The organism is Pallidibacillus thermolactis, assembly GCF_025660415.1.
GTDB lineage: Bacteria > Bacillota > Bacilli > Bacillales > Caldibacillaceae > Pallidibacillus > Pallidibacillus thermolactis.
The window spans coordinates 82,126-100,178 of record NZ_JAOUSE010000007.1 but is presented as its reverse complement, the minus strand read 5'-3'; the positions used below and the strand labels follow the sequence as shown (position 1 = coordinate 100,178).

The following is an 18,053-nucleotide window of genomic DNA, read 5'->3' as shown; positions in this document are numbered from 1 at the left end:
TGGACATGGAAAAGACCATGTCCAGCCTAAATAAGATAAGAATCTTAGAAAATGATGAGCAAAAAAAGACAAATCCCAACTCAAATGAAGCATTTGAGTTGGGGTTTGTCGACAGTCTGAAAGGGCTTTATAGCCCTTTTTTATTTAAAGATTTTTTAATTTATTCTCCATATCTTTAATCTTCTTGTTAATTTCTGTCATTTCATCTGATAGTTTCTTCTTTATTTCTTCATTATCTAGATTTTTACCAAACTGGTCTAATTTTTCGTCTAGAAGTTGTTTGTATTTTGATATTTCGGCTTTAAGTTGAGCTTTTTCTTGTTCCTTACTAATATTTCTTTTTTTATGTTCTAGTTCTTCTATTTTTTGTTTATATTCTTCAATTTGTTTATCTATGGAACTTTCGGTAAGCAATTGAGGCTCAATAAAGTTGTTGAATAATGTTGGACGATTTCCAAATAAAGAACTTGTTTCTTGGAAAAACTTTTGCATTTCTTCATGTAATTTACGAAATTCTTGTTCGATACTTGGTTTTAATTGGTTTTGTGAGGTCATTTGATTCCAAATTTCATCAAATTTTTGTTGGTCTTTATTTTTTGTAGCCTCTTCCAATTTTCTTCTAAATTCTTCAAACGTTTTTTCATCTAGTGTGTTTGTTGAAAACTTATAAATTGCACCATTTGGTGCTTTCATTTCCAACTCTTTCTGACCATCAATCATAGGTTTAAAAAAATCTTTATTAAAAAATGGAAACACAACGCATTCCTCCTTTTTATCAATAACTTTTGACTTTGACTATATTTGACCTTTTTCTAATTTCTATATAAAACAATTTTTTGTTTTTGTCAAGTAGTATTTTAACCAATAAAGACGAAATTATAATTTCGCTTTTAAACACAGCAATGCAAATAAAGTATTTTTTTTAAAATTGTATTTAAAAAGTTCTTGTTGAATAAAAATCCAATTGCTACAAAAACTAGCTGTAACGTAAATGAAATCCTATGGAGGGATAAACATGTTGAACTCAAAATGGCTGAAAGTAATTGGAATCCTATTTTTCTGTACCATTTTACTTTCTTCAGGTATTCATATTCGTGAAACTAACGCTTTTTCTAATCAAGTGATTCAACACGGTGCAGTCGGAGATGATGTAATCGAATTGCAATCGCGACTTCAATATTTAGGTTTTTATAATGGGAATATCGATGGTGTATTTGGTTGGCGAACGTATTGGGCTTTACGGAATTTTCAGTATGAATTCGGATTAAAAATTGATGGATTAGCTGGACCTAAAACAAAAGAAAAATTAGTCAAGGCAAGTAAATATAATGAACAGTATGTGAAAGAAAACATTAATAAAGGTAATAAGTTTACTCATTATGGTGGAACGGATTTAAGTAAACAGTCAAAACCTAACAAAGGACAACCTTCTAAAAAGCAAGGTAAAGGACAAGCTGGTTCTAGTCAGCAACAACAGCAGCAACAACAACAGCAACAAACTAATCGAGGTAATACTGAACAAGGACAGACAGTACCACAAAAAGTAACAGCCACCCATGTACCAAATGGTTTTTCACAAAATGATATAAATTTAATGGCAAATGCAGTATATGGCGAAGCAAGAGGAGAGCCTTATATCGGTCAAGTAGCAGTTGCAGCTGTCATTTTAAACCGACTTGAAAACTCCGCCTTTCCAAATACAGTTGCCGGCGTAATTTTCGAACCTGGTGCTTTTACAGCTGTTGCAGACGGCCAAATTTATTTGACTCCAAATGAACAAGCAAAAAAAGCTGTACTAGATGCAATTAACGGATGGGACCCGACAGGGGAAGCCATTTATTACTTTAATCCTGATACTGCTACAAATGCATGGATTTGGAGCAGACCGCAAATAAAAAAAATCGGAAAGCATATCTTCTGTAAATAAGGGGTGATATTATGATACGTAATATTTTAATAGGGGTACTTACAGTCGGAATTATAGGAACAGGTGTCTGGGGTTATCAAGAACATAAAGAAAAAAATGCATTATTAATCAATGCTGAAAATAATTATCAACGGGCTTTCCATGAATTGACATATAATATAGATTTACTACACGATAAAATTGGAACAACTTTAGCAATGAATTCAAAAAAATCTTTATCACCCACATTAGCAGAAGTTTGGAGACTCGCATCCGAAACAAATAATACTGTTGGCGAATTGCCACTTACTTTAATGACTTTTAATAAGACAGAAGAGTTTTTATCAAAAATTGGCGAGTTTACTTATAAAACAGCTGTACGGGATCTAGATAAAGATCCACTGACACAAGAAGAATATAATACATTAAAGGAACTTTATAAGCAATCAGCAGAAATTCAAGATGAATTAAGGAAAGTCCAAAACACGGTATTAACGGACAATTTAAAATGGATGGATGTTGAAATGGCTTTAGCATCAGGTAAAGAGCCAGCGGATAATACGATTATTGATGGATTTAAAACCGTTGAAAAGAAAGTTGAAGGCTATTCGGAATCCAATTTAGGACCAATGGTTAACAGTATGGAAGAAAAAGATCATAATTATAGTACGTTACCGGGGAAAATGATTACGAAAGATGAAGCGAAAGAAATTGCAAGAAAATATACGGATGCTGATAAAAATGCAAAAATTAATGTAGTTGACAATGGTGAAGGAGCAGAATTTGGATTCTATAGCGTATCAATTAAAGGAAAAAATAAAGATATTAATTTAGATATTACAAAAAAGGGCGGTCATCCAATTTGGGGGATCAATAATCGACCAATTGGTAAGGCAAAAATTAGCTTAAATGAGGCAAGTTTTAAAGCGGAACAATTTTTAAAAAAACGTGGCTTTAAAAATTTAAAGCTTTATGAGAGTCTGCAATATGATAATACGGGTCTTTTTACATTTGTTACAATTAAAGATGATGTGTTAATTTACCCAGAATCGATTCGTTTAAAAGTCGCTTTAGATAATGGTTCGGTTATTGGCTTTTCTGCTGAAGAATATTTAGGAAAACAGAAAGATCGGACCATTCCTAAGCCTAAATTAACAGTAGATGAGGCGAAATCAAACATTAATAAGAATGTAGAAATCATGGACCACCGCATGTCACTTATTGAAAACGATTTAAATGAAGAGGTACTTTGTTATGAATTTATTGGTACCTTAGATCATGATACTTATCGTATCTTTATCAATGCTTTAGATGGTAATGAAGAATTTGTTGAGAAACTTTATAATCCAGAACCGATTTATGATAATGTGATTGAAGGAAGGGCCTAATAGGCTTTTCCTTTTATTTTTTTCATGTCATAATAGAATTAACTTTTTGATATTTTATTCTGTCAATGGGTAGGGATTATAATGTTTAATATTGGTCAAGAAGTAATTATTGAAGTTTTTAAGGAACATATATGGCAAAAATATAAAAGTAAAATTATGGATGTTAGTCAGGAAATTTTATTCATCGCGTATCCTGTTCATATGGAAACAAATAAAATATTGTATTTGTCTAATGGTAAACAAGTAAAAGTGTCTTTCGTAGATGAAGATGAACAAGCCTATGAATTTATTTCATTGATAACTGGAAAGAAAAAAGACACGATTCCATTATTAAAGATTATTAAACCAAGAGAAAGCGATATCGTAAAAATCCAACGACGTCAATTTTTACGTATTAATTGGGCTATAGATATAGCTGTTCATGCAATAAACAGTGAATTTCCTCCTTTTACGACTGTTACTTCTAATATTAGTGCAGGAGGAATGTCAATCATCGTAAATAAGCAAATTCATTTAAAATTAGGACAAGAAATACTGTGTTGGCTTGTTTTACCACGAACAAATGGGACTTATCATTACTTAAAAATAAAATGTAAAGTAATTAGGATTCAAGAATTAAATCAAGCAAAACATCTAGTATCATTGGAATTTGTGAATAAAACAGAACAGGAAGAACAGATGATCATAAGATTTTGCTATGAGGCACAAGTTATGATGAAAAAAAAGAAACAGGAATTTAGTATATTATAATTATACAAAATCTATACTAATTATAAAAAATAAATTTGGTGTGGAATTATGAAACGAGTAGAGCAAATAATCATAAAGTTAATCATTATTCAAGGATTTTTCTTATTGCTTAGTCAAATACTCCTTCATCACTATAACTTGTTCCCGGAATGGCGGGAGCTAATCCTATATGAAGGTGTCGGAGGGGACAATTTTACGAAAATCGTTGAGACATTTAATATCCCTTAATTGATCGTATTTTATATTAAGAGAGATCACCCACTTTTAGGGAACTCTCTTTTTTTAATAAATCTAAAAAGTAAGATGATGTCTTAAAAAGGTCATTCCTTATATTTGTGATTCTTTTCTTATAGGTTATAACTATGATAATATAAAATTTAGGATTAATCCTGATATACAATTGAAAATTGAAAGAGGTAAATTAGTGATGGTTAATAAAAAGATTTCAATTGCAATTGATGGTCCAGCCGCTGCAGGTAAGAGTACAGTTGCAAAAATTATTGCTCAAAAGCTTTCTTACATTTATGTCGATACAGGTGCAATGTATCGCTCTTTAACATGGAAAGCGTTACGCGAAGGAGTAGAGTTAGAAAATCCAGATAAGTTATTTGAATTATTGAAGAAAACAGATATCACATTAGTTAATGAAGCGAATAAACAAAAGGTTTTGGTTGATGGGATTGATGTAACAGAAGATATCCGCAAACCAGATGTAACAAGAAACGTTTCAATCGTCTCAAAACATGAATCAGTCCGTAATGAAATGGTGCGCAGACAACAGGAGCTCGGTAAAAATGGTGGCGTCGTTATGGACGGAAGGGATATTGGTACACATGTTATGCCCGGAGCTGAAGTAAAAATTTTCTTATTAGCTTCAGTTGACGAACGGGCTATACGTCGCCATCGTGAAAATATCGAAAAAGGAATCGAATCTGATTTAGAACAAATAAAAAAAGAGATTGCTGAAAGAGATAAACTTGATACAGAACGGAAAATTGCTCCTCTGAAAAAAGCAGATGATGCTATAGAAATTGACACAACTTCTTTAAGTGTAAAGGAAGTAGCAGACAAAATTTTAGCTATTGTGCATGAAAGGATTGGCTAACATGAATTTTTATACAGTGGCAAGAGGAATAGTAAAGCTAATCATGTCCTGCCTTTATCGCATTGAAACTAAAGGATTGGAAAATATTCCAAAAGAAGGTGCAGTTCTACTATGTGCGAATCATATACACAATCTTGATCCACCTTTAGTAGGTATCACCATGAAACGACCTGTTGTTTTTATGGCAAAAGAAGAATTATTTAAAGTTCCGATTTTAGGGAAAATTGTTCGTAAAGCAAATGCTTTCCCAATTAAAAGAGGAAAGGCTGATCGTGAAGCAATACGAATCGGCTTAAAAACGTTAAGAGAAGGAAAAGTATTAGGGATTTTTCCCGAAGGAACAAGAAGTAGAACGGGTGAACTAGGTAAAGGACTATCAGGTGTTGGTTTTTTTGCTTTACGTTCTGATGCCACTGTTATACCTTGTGCTATAATAGGACCATATAAACTTTTTCGAAAAGTAAAAATTATTTATGGTAATCCTGTTAACTTCAATAAATTAAAGGATAAAAATGCATCCATAGAAGAGGCAACTGAGCTTATTATGACTCATATAAGAGAAATTTTGATACAATATAAATAATTCAAATTTTATTTTGTTATAGAAGGGAATTTCATTCTCTTTTCATAAAAGTAATTTTACTGTTTTTTATTTTAAGGAGGAATACACAAATGACAGAAGTGAATGAAAATACGAAACAAGAATTAAATGATGTAGTAGTTCAAAATTTTACTGTTGGCGAATTTGTAACAGGAACCGTTACTAAAGTTGAAGAAAAACAAGTAATAGTTCAAATTCCAAATAGTAAAATGGACGGAATCATTCCGATTAGTGAATTATCCCCGCTTCATATAGAGAAAGCTGAAGATGCAGTAACTGTTGGTCAACAGTTACAATTAATGGTCATTAAGGTTGAAGATGATGCAATTATCCTATCTAAACGCCGTGCAGATGCAGAAAAAGCATGGGAAGATTTAGCTAAAAAATATAAAAATAATGAATATATTGTAGCAGAAATTGTTGACTCCGTAAAAGGTGGTTTAGTGGTTAATGTTGGTGTAAGAGGTTTTGTACCAGCTTCGCTTGCAGACGACCGCTTCGTCGAAGATTTAAATGAATTTAAAGGAAAAACGTTACCATTTAAAATTGTAGAATTAGATAAAGAGAAAAATCGCCTTATATTATCCCATAAAGATGTAAAATTAGAACAAAAAGAACAAAAGAAAAAAGAAAGATTGAGCCAATTAAAAGCTGGTGAAATTATTAGCGGAACTGTTCAACGCATAACAGATTTTGGTGTTTTTGTTGATATTGGCGGTGTCGATGGACTTGTCCATATTTCTCAGTTATCTTTTGAACATGTCGCACATCCATCAGAAGTTGTGAATGTAGGAGATGAAGTAAAAGTAAAAATTCTTTCTGTCGACCCTGAAAGGGAACGAGTATCACTTTCCATTAAGGAAACATTACCAGGTCCGTGGGATAATTTAAGTGAAAAGTTAGCAATTGACTCTGTTGTAGAAGGTACCGTAAAGCGTCTAGTCTCTTTTGGTGCTTTTGTTGAAGTTTTACCAGGAGTCGAAGGTTTAGTCCATATTTCACAAATTTCTAACAAACATATTGGTACACCACACGAAGTTCTGGAAGTTGGTCAAAAAGTGAAAGTAAAAGTTTTATCGATTGATGAAGAAGAACAACGATTATCGCTTTCCATGAAAGAATTAGAAGAAAAAGCTGAAGAGGTACCTGTTGAATTACCAGAAGAAAACCGTGGTTTCCAACTTGGAGATATGATTGGAGATCAATTAAAGAAATTGAATTTATAATCTCATATAAAAGTTCATTCTGAATCGCTTTAATGACTTGGCAATTTTATGTCAAGTCATTTTTTATTAGTTTAGTCGAACGAGATTTTGTTTGAAATTACATATTTTTGTTCATAATGGAAACGATAGGAGGGAGAGTATATGTCTGGGTTTCTATTTTATTGGCTTACATGGGCTGGTTGGATATTCGTAACATTTTTATTGAATCGAACAAATCCATATCGTTTTCGCATTGCTTTTTGGTTGTTAGTTATTATCATTACATCAGTTTATCAAATAACAATTTTTGAAATGAATTTTTCGATCGCATCCATTATTTTGTTCGTCTTGAGTTTAACGGCTTTTATACATTTTTCTTTGTTAGAATTGCTATATGTAACCATTCGAATATTAATATTAGCCATTGCATCATCAACCAGTTTATTTGTTTCATTATATGATCCAGTGTGGTTTATTATTGAACAACCTTATATGAACAGTATTACGATTGCCTTTTTAAGTATTGTTTTATTTAACAAATATAGAGAACGAATTTTTGGAACAACTATTGGCATGTGTCTATCGGATGGAATAAGTTATCTCACTTTAAATAAACTCTATATCGAGTATACGTTAGGTTCCCTAACTGTACTGGATAGTTGTGCATTGACATGTTTTATTATTTCCATATGGTCTGGAATGGAATTTTTACAATCATATTATAGTCAAAAACAAGGACAACCGAAAAAAGGAGAAACTGTACAAAAATGAGCAGCATATACTTATATCCAGTTTTATTCGGTATTGCTAGTGGTGTTTTAGCACGTTTATTAATGTTACGAACTGATTATCGACAATATCCAACATACTTACATGGGAAGATTATCCATATAGCTTTAGGGTTTATTGCCTCCGTTCTTGGTTCGATTGCAATTCCATCATTGATTGAAGGTAATATTACAGCAACTACCTTTTTAACGGTGGCTGCTTCCCAATTTCGTGAGGTTCGTAATATGGAAAGGAACACGTTGGAACAACTTGATCAGTTTGAGCTCGTATCCCGTGGTAATACGTACATCGAAGGCATCGCTGTCGCTTTCGAAAGTCGTAATTACTTAGTTATATTTACATCGATGGCCACAACTTTGTCATTTATATTATTTGATTTTTGGATTTCAATAATTATTGTAATTGCCTGTATATATTTGTCTCGGCTGTTGATGGATGGAGGTAAATTGAGCGATATTTGTGAAATTGAATATGTTAAACCACATTTTGAAGGTGAAGGTTTGTATGTTGATAATATTTACATTATGAATATTGGACTTCCAGAAAGACAAGAAGAAATAATGAAATATGGAATGGGGTTCATTTTAACACCGAAAAACTTTAATGCCAATACAACACTTGCAAATTTAGGGCAGAGACAGGCAATTTTACATGATATTTCAACAGCTCTTGGAATTTATAAAGACTCTGGTACGCCTGCCTTAACACCTTTAGCGAAACGAGACTTAGAAGATGGACGTGTCGGTATATTTGTTTTACCACAAATTCGAGATATTGATAAAGCGATTAAAGTAATTGGCAACACACCAACATTAGAAAATGCTATTCGTATGCCAACCGAGAGAAAAAAGCAAGAAGGAGGCAATCGCAATGACGCTTGAGAAGGTGATTCTCGCTGTATTGACCACAAATCCAAAAAAAGCTCCTTCTGGTGTAGCAGTTTTCCATTGTGATAATGAGACTGAGATGTATAGAATTGGTGCAAACTTGGAAGCCATATTAGATGGAATAGCTCATAAATTAACGGAAGAAATTATGATTATAGTAAAACATTAATTGGCATTAGTACATTTATTTGGTAAAATATATAATTGTGCTGATAGATCGTTAAAGAAGGCTGTCTAGGGAACTCTACCTTTATAGGCAGCTATTTCTTTTTATGTATATGGATTTGACAGTTTATTGTTTAATCTAATGAAAATGAGGTGTATACATATGGCTCTACCTGTGGTTGCAATTGTCGGAAGACCAAATGTAGGAAAATCAACGATATTTAATAGAATTGTCGGTGAACGAATTTCAATCGAAGAGGATGTTCCTGGTGTGACAAGGGACAGGATCTATGGTAAAGGTGAATGGTTAAATACTGAATTTAATATTATTGATACAGGTGGAATCGATATTGGAGACGAGCCGTTTTTAGAACAAATTCGCGCACAAGCACAAATCGCTATTGATGAAGCTGATGTTATAATCATGATTACAAGTGGCAGAGATGGTGTTACAAGTGCTGACGAAGAAGTGGCAAAAATTTTATATCGTTCCAAAAAACCGGTTGTACTTGCAGTGAACAAAGTAGACAATCCTGATATGCGTGATCAAATATATGACTTTTATGCTCTTGGATTTGGGGAACCATTTCCAATCTCTGGTTCGCACGGAATTGGTCTAGGTGATATGTTAGATGAAGTGGTTAAACAATTTCCTAAAAAAGAAATAAATGAATATGAGGATGATGTGATCCAATTTTCATTAATTGGAAGACCAAATGTAGGTAAATCATCTCTTGTTAATGCAATATTAGGAGAAGACCGTGTTATAGTTAGTAATATAGCAGGAACAACAAGAGATGCTGTTGACAGTCCTTATACATATGATGGACAGAAATATGTTATTATAGATACAGCAGGCATTCGAAAAAAAGGAAAAGTATATGAAAGTACTGAAAAATATTCCGTACTAAGGGCATTACGAGCAATTGAACGGTCTGATGTTGTTCTTGTCGTTTTAAATGCTGAAGAAGGAATTATTGAACAAGATAAGAAAATTGCTGGCTATGCCCATGAAGCTGGAAAAGGCGTTATTATTGTTGTTAATAAATGGGATGCGATTGAAAAAGATGAAAAGACATTACAGGAATTTGAAAGAAAAATTAGAAATCAATTTTTATTTTTGGATTATGCACCGATTGTTTTTGTCTCGGCAAAAACAAAAAAACGGCTCCATACTTTATTGCCAATGATTCAAACCGTTAGTGAAAACCATGCGTTACGAGTTCAAACAAATGTGTTAAATGATGTAATTATGGATGCTGTGGCAATGAATCCAACCCCTACTGATAAAGGTAAGAGGTTAAAAATTTATTACATAACGCAAGTTGCGGTTAAACCCCCAACATTTGTATTATTTGTAAATGATCCTGAATTGCTACATTTTTCATATGAACGCTTTTTAGAAAATCGGATTCGTGAGGCATTTGGTTTTGTTGGAACACCGATAAAAATTATTCCTCGAGCAAGAAAATAATAAAGGAAGTGTGATTATGTTAAATGAGAAGGTGACTATATTAGGAGCGGGAAGTTGGGGAACTGCTTTAGGGATTGTACTTGCAGATAATGGTCATGAGGTACGTTTATGGTCATATAATGAGGATCAAGTAAATGAGATTAATACTTACAGAACAAATGAAAGATATTTACCAGGTATTCAACTTGAAGGAAAGATCCATGCCTACGCCGAAATGTCTTCGGCTTTACGTAATGTTAAAACTATTGTAATAGCAGTACCAACCAAGGCTGTTCGAGAAGTGGTACGAAAAATTGCCCGTATAATTAAAAATCCTGTTATCGTTGTTCATGTCTGTAAAGGAATAGAACCAGATACATTAAAAAGAGTATCGGAAATGATTACGGAAGAAATGCCGGAGCATCTAATGGAAGATTTGGTCGTGTTATCTGGACCATCCCATGCAGAAGAAGTGTCAAGGCGTCAACCGACGACTGTTGCAGTTTCATCTAAGAACATCCGGGCTGCAGAATATATTCAAGATCTATTTATGAATGCCAATTTCCGAGTTTATACAAACGAAGATATCGTTGGAGTTGAAATTGGCGGTGCTTTAAAAAATATTATTGCATTAGCTGCAGGAATTTCAGACGGCCTAGGTTATGGAGATAATGCGAAGGCAGCTCTAATTACAAGGGGATTAGCTGAAATTAGTCGTCTTGGAACAAAAATGGGAGCCAATCCATTAACTTTCCTTGGCTTAACAGGAATTGGTGATCTAATTGTAACATGTACGAGTGTACATTCTCGTAATTGGCGTACAGGTAACGCTTTAGGAAAAGGTAAATCCTTAAATCAAATATTAGAGGAAATGGGACAAGTAGTTGAAGGGGTACGTACAACAAAAGCTGCAGTACAGCTAGCGGAAAAATATAATGTAACGATGCCGATTTCTTCCATTCTATATAAAGTCTTATTTGAAAATTTAAAACCGAAGGAAGCTGTGGATGAACTTATGAGCCGGAGAAAAACACATGAAATGGAAGATTTAACGAATATTATCGTTCAAAATAATGAATGAACTTTAAACAAATATTAATAAATGAATATTAAATATTGTTTATTTGTATGAAATAGGCCTTCGATTATACAGTTCATTTATGCCTTGCATAATATATTATGAAATTAAACTGACGGGAATGGGTAGATTGTCAAATTGACCGAAAAGAAGTGAACGCCTCCACTTTTTTCGGTCTTTTTTTATTTATTAAAAGCTTAAAAAACATTATATATAAAAAGTTACTCAATAAATTTGCAGTGAATGTCATTTTTAGTGGGCGAGTAAATTGTATGTTTTAAAACTTAAGAAGTGATAAATGCCGTTCCTTCCATTAGTCTACTGAATACATTAAAATAAAGGAGGTGGATAATATTGGGTAAAACACTAGTAATTGCAGGTCATGGAAAAAAACCGAATGGTAAATATGACCCGGGTGCGACCGGAAATGGATTTACAGAAGCAGATTTTATTCGAGATTATATCATACCAGCAATGAAGGAACGCGCACCTGATTCAATTGATTTTTTTACGGAAAAAAATTTTTATGCTTATAGATTAGCAGATACCATTACGGGTTATGATCAAATTGTAGAATTGCATTTAGATGCAGCAGGTCCATCAGCAGAAGATGGTCATATCATAATTCATAAGAATTTTAAACCAGATGAAATGGATTTACGTTTACGTGATGTAGTAAAAAAACATGTCGGTGTTCGAGGACAAAACGGATTTACTTATCGTGATAATCTTTATAATTGCAATGTATTTGCACGCCGAGGAATTGGTTATCGATTAATCGAAATGGCTTTCATCACGAATAAAAAAGAAATGGATTACTTGAAAGTTTATTATCGCCAATATGCACACGATTTAATTGCAGCCATTTTAGGAGCAAAAATTTCAGTAACCAAACCACCAGTAAAATCAAATGAAACATACACTGTTAAGAAAGGTGACACGTTATGGGCGATTTCTCAGAAGTATGGAATGAGTGTAGCTGAATTAAAAGAATTAAATAATCTATCTTCTGATTTGATTTATATTGGACAAGTTTTGCAAGTAGGAGCTAGCGATATCTCTCCGGTAAAAGAATCCAAACCAACGAAACAGAATGTTGCAAAAGACTTAAATCAAATTGGCCAATTCCAACTATGGTTAAATCAAACGTATAAAACGGACTTAATTGTTGACGGAATTTTCGGTGCGAAAACAAAAAGAGCCGCGATAATAGGGTTGCAAACTGAATTAAATAAACAATATAAGGCTGGCTTAAAAGTCGATGGAATATGGGGGCCAAAAACGAGAGCTGCATGTATTAATGTACGAATTGGTGCAAGAGGAAATATTACAAAGCTTATACAAGGGATGCTTTTTTGTAAAGGCTATAACCCTAAATATTTAGATGGGATATTTGGTCAAAAAACAGCAGATACCGTTTTGACTTTTCAACGTAATCATGGTTTAGTGCAGGATGGAATCGTAGGTAAAAAAACATTTGAAAAATTGTTTGCATAATATACTTGTTGAAGAAAAGAAGGAAACTAACCTTCCATTCCCAGTAGAACAATTGTTTAGTAAGGGATGTCAAAAGTGGATGATACTTCTCTCAGTTTACGGATCTGAGAGAAGTTATTTTTTTATGTATAGTATTAGCTTTTAGAATGAACGTAATAAATAATAAATCTGGACAAAGGGGCTTAAATCTCTAATTTGACACACTGTATCTTAGTTTTGATTTATGTTCAGAAGTTATTTTTTTGAGAATATTAATGATTGGTTGTATATGTTGGTTTGTTGTATACCTACCAAAAGAAATACGAATGAATTCATAACATTCAGCCTCTGTTCTTCCTAATGATTTGATGGTTCTCGATGGCTTTTGGTTTGTAATTGAACAAGCACTGCCGGTAGAAATTGCAAGACCATGCCTGTTTGCTTCAAGCATAACAAGTTGACCTTCCATACCTGTAATACGCAAACCTAAAATATTCGGTAAATGATTGGTTGGATCTCCTTCTACAACTATTTCCATCGGTACGTTGGTTTTTAATAATCGAATGATTTCGTTTCGTATTTCTGCCAATCTTTTTCTTTCTTCAATCATCATTTCACAAGTATTTGTTGCTGCTGCTGTGAAAGAGGCTATTCCAGGTACGTTGATTGTTCCTGGTCGAAAACCTTTTTCATGGGTTGTACCAGGTATTTGTGCATTCCAACTTAAATTCGGATTTATATATACAGCACCGACACCTTTTGGTCCATATACTTTATGACTAGAAATAGATAAAGCATCGATCTTTTGTTTATTTATATCGATTGAAATTTTACCAAATGCTTGTACGGCATCGCAATGAAAAATAACGTTATGATTGTGTAAAATCTCACTAATTGCATCAATCGGTTGAATCGTCCCGATTTCTGAATTGGCATATTGAATTGAGGCTAAAATTGTTGTACTTTTAATCGATTGCTTTAGGCAATTTAAATCGATCACGCCATATTCATTAATTGGTAGATACGTAACTTCAAATCCTTGCTTTTCCAACTTTTTAAAAAAATAATAGACAGAAGGATGTTCACAAACGGATGTAATTAAGTGGTTACCATTTTTTCGATGACTGTCAATTATGGATTGAAGGGCAAGAATATTTGATTCGGATCCTCCGCTTGTAAAATAAATCCCATTTTTGTCTACATTTAAAAGGCTAGCAAGCTTACATCGACATGTTTCTAACAGAATGTTAGCATTTGAACCAATATCATGTAAACTACTCGAATTCCCATAAAATTTTTTTGCCGCTTGTTGGAATACTTCCAGTGCTTCATCAGACATAGGCGTTGTTGCAGCATAATCAAGATATATCATTGATCCAATCCCCTTAATTTAAATAAAATTCTTGATTCTATCTTAAATATATGTCATGATATGTGTCAAGACATGTGTTAATACATTTTATAAAATCCTCGATTTGTATAAGTCGATGGTTTACAAAATGGAAAAAAGATAGATTCATAATATCACCTACTGTCTATCTTATTAAACTTTTAAGGTTGTATCGCTGTTTTGAATGTTTGCAGTGAAGTGCTTCGTACTACCTTCAAAATTCGTACACTGGACCTGTCCCATGAAATAGAGGAGGGTAATGATGAATAAGTATGAGGTAATCGTTATTGGTAGTGGAATTGCGGCTCTCACAATTGCCAATTGTTTATATAAGAACAAGAATGTGATTTTATATACAAAATCGAATAAATTAACCAGTAATTCGTACAAAGCGCAAGGTGGAGTAGCCGCTGCAATGGAAAAAGAAGATACGTGGGAAGAACATTTCCTAGATACACTTACTGCAGGTGTTTTTCACAATGATGTTCACCATACTGAATTGTTAACAAAAAATGCAATCCGATACTTGACACAATTAATAAATGACGGGATGGAATTTGACCAAGATCAATCAGGCCGACTTAGACTTGGTCGAGAAGGTGGTCTTATGAAACGACGTATATTACATTCTGGTGGCGATGCCACCGGGAAAAATTTAATGGATTTTATGTTTCGTAACGTGCAGGACAAGCTTACGATTGTGGAAAATGAAATGGTAATTGACCTCATTGTTCAAAATGACCAGTGCATCGGAATAGTCACAAAGGCTGTTCATGGTGAAATTCGTCAATATTTTGCGCCATTCACAATAATTGCAACCGGAGGAGCCGGACAAATTTATAAATTCACATCTAATGTTGAAACGATTACCGGTGATGGAATTGCGATGGCTTACCGAGCAGGTGCGGTTCTTGCTGACATGGAATTCATGCAATTTCATCCGACAATTTTATATAAAAATGGGGAGATACTAGGGTTAGTTTCAGAAGCTGTACGTGGGGAAGGGGGATTCTTACAAAATTCACGAGGAGAACGTTTCATGGAGCATGTTCATGAACTCAAAGATTTAGCTCCACGGGATATTGTAGCAAGGGCCATTTATCAACAATTACACAAAGGATATGACGTTTTTTTAAATATAACCCAAGTGAAAAATTTTGATAACCCAAGTGAAAAATTTTGCAAATCGATTTCCTACTATTAACCGGATTTGTCGATTGAATGGTATAGATCCTGACAAACATTTACTTCCTGTTATTCCCGGTGCCCATTTCATGATGGGTGGTATTAAAACAGACGAGATGGGCCAAACGACGATTAAAGGGTTATTTGCAGTAGGAGAAGCTGCTTGTACAGGTGTTCATGGTGCTAATCGATTAGCAAGTAATTCGCTTTTAGAAGCCATTGTTTTTGGTCATAAAACGGCTGAGGCAATTTTAACATCAGATATCAAGCTACCAAAAAATTGCAGTGTTCTTTTGAAAACAAACTCTGAATCTATTATCCTACCAACAAAACAAGAGATTAAAGAAAAAATGATAGCTTATGCTGGGATAGAACGTAATGAAATTAGTTTGAAGAGAGTAAGAAATTGGCTTGAGAGCTTTGACTTTTTTAATATAACTGTTTATGACCGAAGATGGGAAGAAATTGAAATTGTTAATATGCTTACTGTTGCATGGCTCATAGTTACTTCGGCGTTGGAACGAAAGGAAAGTATTGGTAGTCATTACCGAACAGATTATCCAAAAACTCCAGCGAAAAAAATTCGCCGGGAAATCACAAGACAAATACAAAAAGATTCAATACGTGCAAGAGGTGTAGAGATATGAACAAGATAAAATTAAAAAAGATGTTGGAAGCCTTTTTTATAGAAGATATCGGTGAGAGAGATATAACGAGTGACGCAATTTTTCCGATCAATGAGCAGGTGCGAGGAGTATTTATAGCAAAAGAAAATGGTGTGATTGCTGGGTTGGACATTATGAGGACGGCCTATCAACTCCTTGATCCTACAATTGAAGTCCATACGAAATTCAAGGATGGGGAGCGAGCAAAAAAAGGAGAGGCTATTGCCGAAGTGTTAGGACCTGTTCGGTATATATTAACTGGTGAGCGCTTAATTTTAAATCTTTTACAAAGAATGAGTGGTATTGCTACGTTAACAAAAAAATGTGTTGAAGCGTTAAATGATCCAACCATATATATTTGTGATACGAGAAAAACTGTACCTGGACTTAAAATGCTAGATAAATATGCTGTAACATGTGGCGGCGGAAAAAATCATCGCTTTGGTTTATATGATGGCATCATGATCAAAGATAACCATATTGCTTATTGTGGTTCGATTACGAAAGCCGTTCATGCGGTCCGTGAAAGATGTGGACATATGGTCAAAGTAGAAGTTGAAACGGAAACCCAAGAAGAAGTTCTTGAAGCAATTGAAGCTGGTGCCGATGTCATTATGTTTGACAACCGAACTCCTGAGGAGGTACGAGAATTTACTAAACTTGTACCTAATCATATTATTACAGAAGCTTCAGGGGGAATTACTTTAGATAATATTGCCATGTATGCACATACAGGTGTTGATTACATTTCTTTAGGATTTTTAACACATTCAGTTAAAGCGTTGGATATTTGTTTACAAGTAGATAAGGGGGTGGAATCATGAGAATTTTAGAAATTGTACAAAATAAACCAACAAATATGTTACCTGAAAAATACAAACAGATGTCCGTTGAAGAATTGGAAACGCGGGTAAGAAAGATTAAAGATAAAATGGGGAAAAAATTATTTATCCTTGGTCACCACTATCAAAAAGATGAAGTTATTCAATTTGCGGATGCAACAGGAGATTCGTTGCAACTTGCACAAATGGCTGCCCGGAACAAGGAAGCTGAATTTATTGCTTTTTGTGGAGTACATTTTATGGCAGAGACTGCGGATATATTAACAACTGATGAACAAAAGGTAGTTTTACCGGATATGCGGGCAGGTTGTTCATTAGCGGATATGGCTGATATCCATCAAACCCTACTTGGTTGGGAAGTCATGCAAAAGCAGTTTGGAGATACGATTATACCATTAACTTATATTAATTCGACAGCAGCAATAAAAGATTTTGTTGGTCGTCAAGGGGGAGCAACTGTAACGTCTTCGAATGCGCGTAAAATGTTAGAATGGGCACTGACCCAAAAGGACCGGGTATTATTTTTACCGGATCAACATTTAGGTCGTAATACCGCTTTTGATCTTGGAATTCCCCTTGAACAAATGGCGGTGTGGAATCCAATAATGGAACGTTTTGAATACGAGGGCAATTTTGATAATGTAAAAATTATTTTATGGAAAGGTCATTGCTCTGTACATGCGTTATTTACGGTGGAAAATGTAAAAAATATACGGAAAAAACACCCTGATGTAAATATCATTGTCCACCCAGAGTGTGCCCGGGAAGTGGTTGAGTTAGCAGATTATGCTGGTTCAACAGCATATATAATTGAGACGATTAAAAATGCGGAGCCTGGAACGAAGTGGGCAGTTGGAACAGAAATGAATCTAGTTAACCGTCTTGCAGCTAAGTATACCGATAAAAAAATTTTTTCATTAAATCCGTTTATGTGTGCATGTTTAACGATGAACCGAATTGATTTACCTCATTTAACTTGGGCAATAGAGATGATTGATAGAGGTGAACTTGTAAATCAAATTACGGTTGGAAAGGAAATAGCAGAAGGATCAACTTTAGCTTTGGATCGCATGTTGCAATTGTCATAAGTGGTAAAAAGGAAGGTTTCATATCTAACATGTAAAGTGTTTTTTAAAAGAAGTACTTCTCTCGATAAACTATCCGAGAG

The 18,053-nt window shown here is 34.0% G+C and carries 17 protein-coding genes and 1 pseudogene; 16 read left to right on the top strand and 2 right to left on the bottom strand.

Annotation, left to right across the window (positions count from 1 at the left end):
* Positions 1-144 precede the first annotated feature (144 nt).
* On the bottom strand, positions 145-756 hold the full coding sequence (locus tag OEV82_RS04550) for a hypothetical protein (RefSeq protein ID WP_263061166.1): 612 nt from the start codon (positions 754-756) through the stop codon (positions 145-147).
* A gap of 259 nt (positions 757-1,015) precedes the next feature.
* Between OEV82_RS04550 and sleB the strand changes: the two genes are divergently transcribed.
* The 13 genes from sleB (at position 1,016) to OEV82_RS16080 (ending at position 12,824) form a co-directional block, all read left to right on the top strand.
* Positions 1,016-1,927, top strand: coding sequence for a spore cortex-lytic enzyme (sleB, locus tag OEV82_RS04545; RefSeq protein ID WP_263061165.1), 912 nt, complete (start codon positions 1,016-1,018; stop codon positions 1,925-1,927).
* 11 nt (positions 1,928-1,938) lie between these two features.
* On the top strand, positions 1,939-3,294 hold the full coding sequence (gene ypeB, locus OEV82_RS04540) for a germination protein YpeB (protein WP_263061164.1): 1,356 nt from the start codon (positions 1,939-1,941) through the stop codon (positions 3,292-3,294).
* A gap of 81 nt (positions 3,295-3,375) precedes the next feature.
* The gene (locus OEV82_RS04535; protein ID WP_263061163.1) at positions 3,376-4,044 is read left to right on the top strand and encodes a flagellar brake protein; all 669 of its coding nucleotides are present in this window, start codon (positions 3,376-3,378) and stop codon (positions 4,042-4,044) included.
* A 48-nt stretch (positions 4,045-4,092) separates the two neighbouring features.
* Entirely contained in the window at positions 4,093-4,272 is a 180-nt protein-coding gene (locus OEV82_RS04530; protein ID WP_263061162.1) for a YpfB family protein, read from the top strand.
* A gap of 199 nt (positions 4,273-4,471) precedes the next feature.
* Complete coding sequence (gene cmk, locus OEV82_RS04525) at positions 4,472-5,149, top strand: (d)CMP kinase (protein WP_263061161.1); 678 nt, start codon at positions 4,472-4,474, stop codon at positions 5,147-5,149.
* Position 5,150: 1 nt separating this feature from the next.
* Positions 5,151-5,732 carry a lysophospholipid acyltransferase family protein gene (locus OEV82_RS04520; RefSeq protein ID WP_263061160.1) on the top strand — a complete coding sequence of 194 codons (582 nt, stop codon included), beginning with the start codon at positions 5,151-5,153 and terminating at the stop codon, positions 5,730-5,732.
* An 89-nt stretch (positions 5,733-5,821) separates the two neighbouring features.
* The gene (gene rpsA / locus OEV82_RS04515) at positions 5,822-6,976 is read left to right on the top strand and encodes a 30S ribosomal protein S1 (RefSeq protein WP_263061159.1); all 1,155 of its coding nucleotides are present in this window, start codon (positions 5,822-5,824) and stop codon (positions 6,974-6,976) included.
* 141 nt (positions 6,977-7,117) lie between these two features.
* The gene (locus OEV82_RS04510) at positions 7,118-7,726 is read left to right on the top strand and encodes a YphA family membrane protein (protein ID WP_173661264.1); all 609 of its coding nucleotides are present in this window, start codon (positions 7,118-7,120) and stop codon (positions 7,724-7,726) included.
* Positions 7,723-8,625 (top strand): YIEGIA family protein, encoded by a 903-nt coding sequence (locus OEV82_RS04505; protein WP_173661266.1) that lies wholly within the window; start codon positions 7,723-7,725, stop codon positions 8,623-8,625. The genes OEV82_RS04510 and OEV82_RS04505 overlap by 4 nt, the downstream gene beginning before the upstream one ends.
* Positions 8,615-8,800, top strand: coding sequence for a capping complex subunit for YIEGIA (locus OEV82_RS04500; RefSeq protein WP_161919205.1), 186 nt, complete (start codon positions 8,615-8,617; stop codon positions 8,798-8,800). Before OEV82_RS04505 ends, OEV82_RS04500 begins: the two co-directional genes overlap by 11 nt.
* A gap of 159 nt (positions 8,801-8,959) precedes the next feature.
* On the top strand, positions 8,960-10,270 hold the full coding sequence (gene der / locus OEV82_RS04495) for a ribosome biogenesis GTPase Der (protein ID WP_263061158.1): 1,311 nt from the start codon (positions 8,960-8,962) through the stop codon (positions 10,268-10,270).
* Positions 10,271-10,286: 16 nt separating this feature from the next.
* The gene (locus tag OEV82_RS04490) at positions 10,287-11,330 is read left to right on the top strand and encodes an NAD(P)H-dependent glycerol-3-phosphate dehydrogenase (RefSeq protein ID WP_263061157.1); all 1,044 of its coding nucleotides are present in this window, start codon (positions 10,287-10,289) and stop codon (positions 11,328-11,330) included.
* A 351-nt stretch (positions 11,331-11,681) separates the two neighbouring features.
* Positions 11,682-12,824, top strand: coding sequence for a peptidoglycan-binding protein (locus OEV82_RS16080; RefSeq protein WP_317634300.1), 1,143 nt, complete (start codon positions 11,682-11,684; stop codon positions 12,822-12,824).
* A gap of 190 nt (positions 12,825-13,014) precedes the next feature.
* Here the strand turns inward: OEV82_RS16080 and OEV82_RS04470 are convergent, their stop codons facing one another.
* Positions 13,015-14,175 (bottom strand): IscS subfamily cysteine desulfurase, encoded by a 1,161-nt coding sequence (locus tag OEV82_RS04470; RefSeq protein WP_263061156.1) that lies wholly within the window; start codon positions 14,173-14,175, stop codon positions 13,015-13,017.
* A 280-nt stretch (positions 14,176-14,455) separates the two neighbouring features.
* On the opposite strand from OEV82_RS04470, the pseudogene nadB reads away from it, so the two are divergent.
* The 3 genes and pseudogenes from nadB to nadA all read left to right on the top strand — a co-directional run bounded on the left by nadB (position 14,456) and on the right by nadA (position 17,973).
* Positions 14,456-16,025 (top strand): annotated as a pseudogene (nadB, locus tag OEV82_RS16075) (L-aspartate oxidase).
* Positions 16,022-16,867, top strand: coding sequence for a carboxylating nicotinate-nucleotide diphosphorylase (nadC, locus tag OEV82_RS04455; protein ID WP_173661279.1), 846 nt, complete (start codon positions 16,022-16,024; stop codon positions 16,865-16,867). Before nadB ends, nadC begins: the two are co-directional and overlap by 4 nt.
* The gene (nadA, locus tag OEV82_RS04450) at positions 16,864-17,973 is read left to right on the top strand and encodes a quinolinate synthase NadA (protein WP_263061153.1); all 1,110 of its coding nucleotides are present in this window, start codon (positions 16,864-16,866) and stop codon (positions 17,971-17,973) included. Before nadC ends, nadA begins: the two co-directional genes overlap by 4 nt.
* Positions 17,974-18,053 lie beyond the last annotated feature (80 nt).

Excerpts from the sequence above, each read along its gene's own strand:
- sleB (WP_263061165.1), top strand. The coding sequence starts at position 1,016 with ATGTTGAACTCAAAATGGCTGAAAGTAATTGGAATCCTATTTTTCTGT.
- ypeB (WP_263061164.1), top strand. The coding sequence starts at position 1,939 with ATGATACGTAATATTTTAATAGGGGTACTTACAGTCGGAATTATAGGA.
- OEV82_RS04535 (WP_263061163.1), top strand. The coding sequence starts at position 3,376 with ATGTTTAATATTGGTCAAGAAGTAATTATTGAAGTTTTTAAGGAACAT.
- OEV82_RS04530 (WP_263061162.1), top strand. The coding sequence starts at position 4,093 with ATGAAACGAGTAGAGCAAATAATCATAAAGTTAATCATTATTCAAGGA.
- cmk (WP_263061161.1), top strand. The coding sequence starts at position 4,472 with ATGGTTAATAAAAAGATTTCAATTGCAATTGATGGTCCAGCCGCTGCA.
- OEV82_RS04520 (WP_263061160.1), top strand. The coding sequence starts at position 5,151 with ATGAATTTTTATACAGTGGCAAGAGGAATAGTAAAGCTAATCATGTCC.
- rpsA (WP_263061159.1), top strand. The coding sequence starts at position 5,822 with ATGACAGAAGTGAATGAAAATACGAAACAAGAATTAAATGATGTAGTA.
- OEV82_RS04510 (WP_173661264.1), top strand. The coding sequence starts at position 7,118 with ATGTCTGGGTTTCTATTTTATTGGCTTACATGGGCTGGTTGGATATTC.
- OEV82_RS04505 (WP_173661266.1), top strand. The coding sequence starts at position 7,723 with ATGAGCAGCATATACTTATATCCAGTTTTATTCGGTATTGCTAGTGGT.
- OEV82_RS04500 (WP_161919205.1), top strand. The coding sequence starts at position 8,615 with ATGACGCTTGAGAAGGTGATTCTCGCTGTATTGACCACAAATCCAAAA.
- der (WP_263061158.1), top strand. The coding sequence starts at position 8,960 with ATGGCTCTACCTGTGGTTGCAATTGTCGGAAGACCAAATGTAGGAAAA.
- OEV82_RS04490 (WP_263061157.1), top strand. The coding sequence starts at position 10,287 with ATGTTAAATGAGAAGGTGACTATATTAGGAGCGGGAAGTTGGGGAACT.
- OEV82_RS04470 (WP_263061156.1), bottom strand. The coding sequence starts at position 14,175 with ATGATATATCTTGATTATGCTGCAACAACGCCTATGTCTGATGAAGCA.
- nadC (WP_173661279.1), top strand. The coding sequence starts at position 16,022 with ATGAACAAGATAAAATTAAAAAAGATGTTGGAAGCCTTTTTTATAGAA.
- nadA (WP_263061153.1), top strand. The coding sequence starts at position 16,864 with ATGAGAATTTTAGAAATTGTACAAAATAAACCAACAAATATGTTACCT.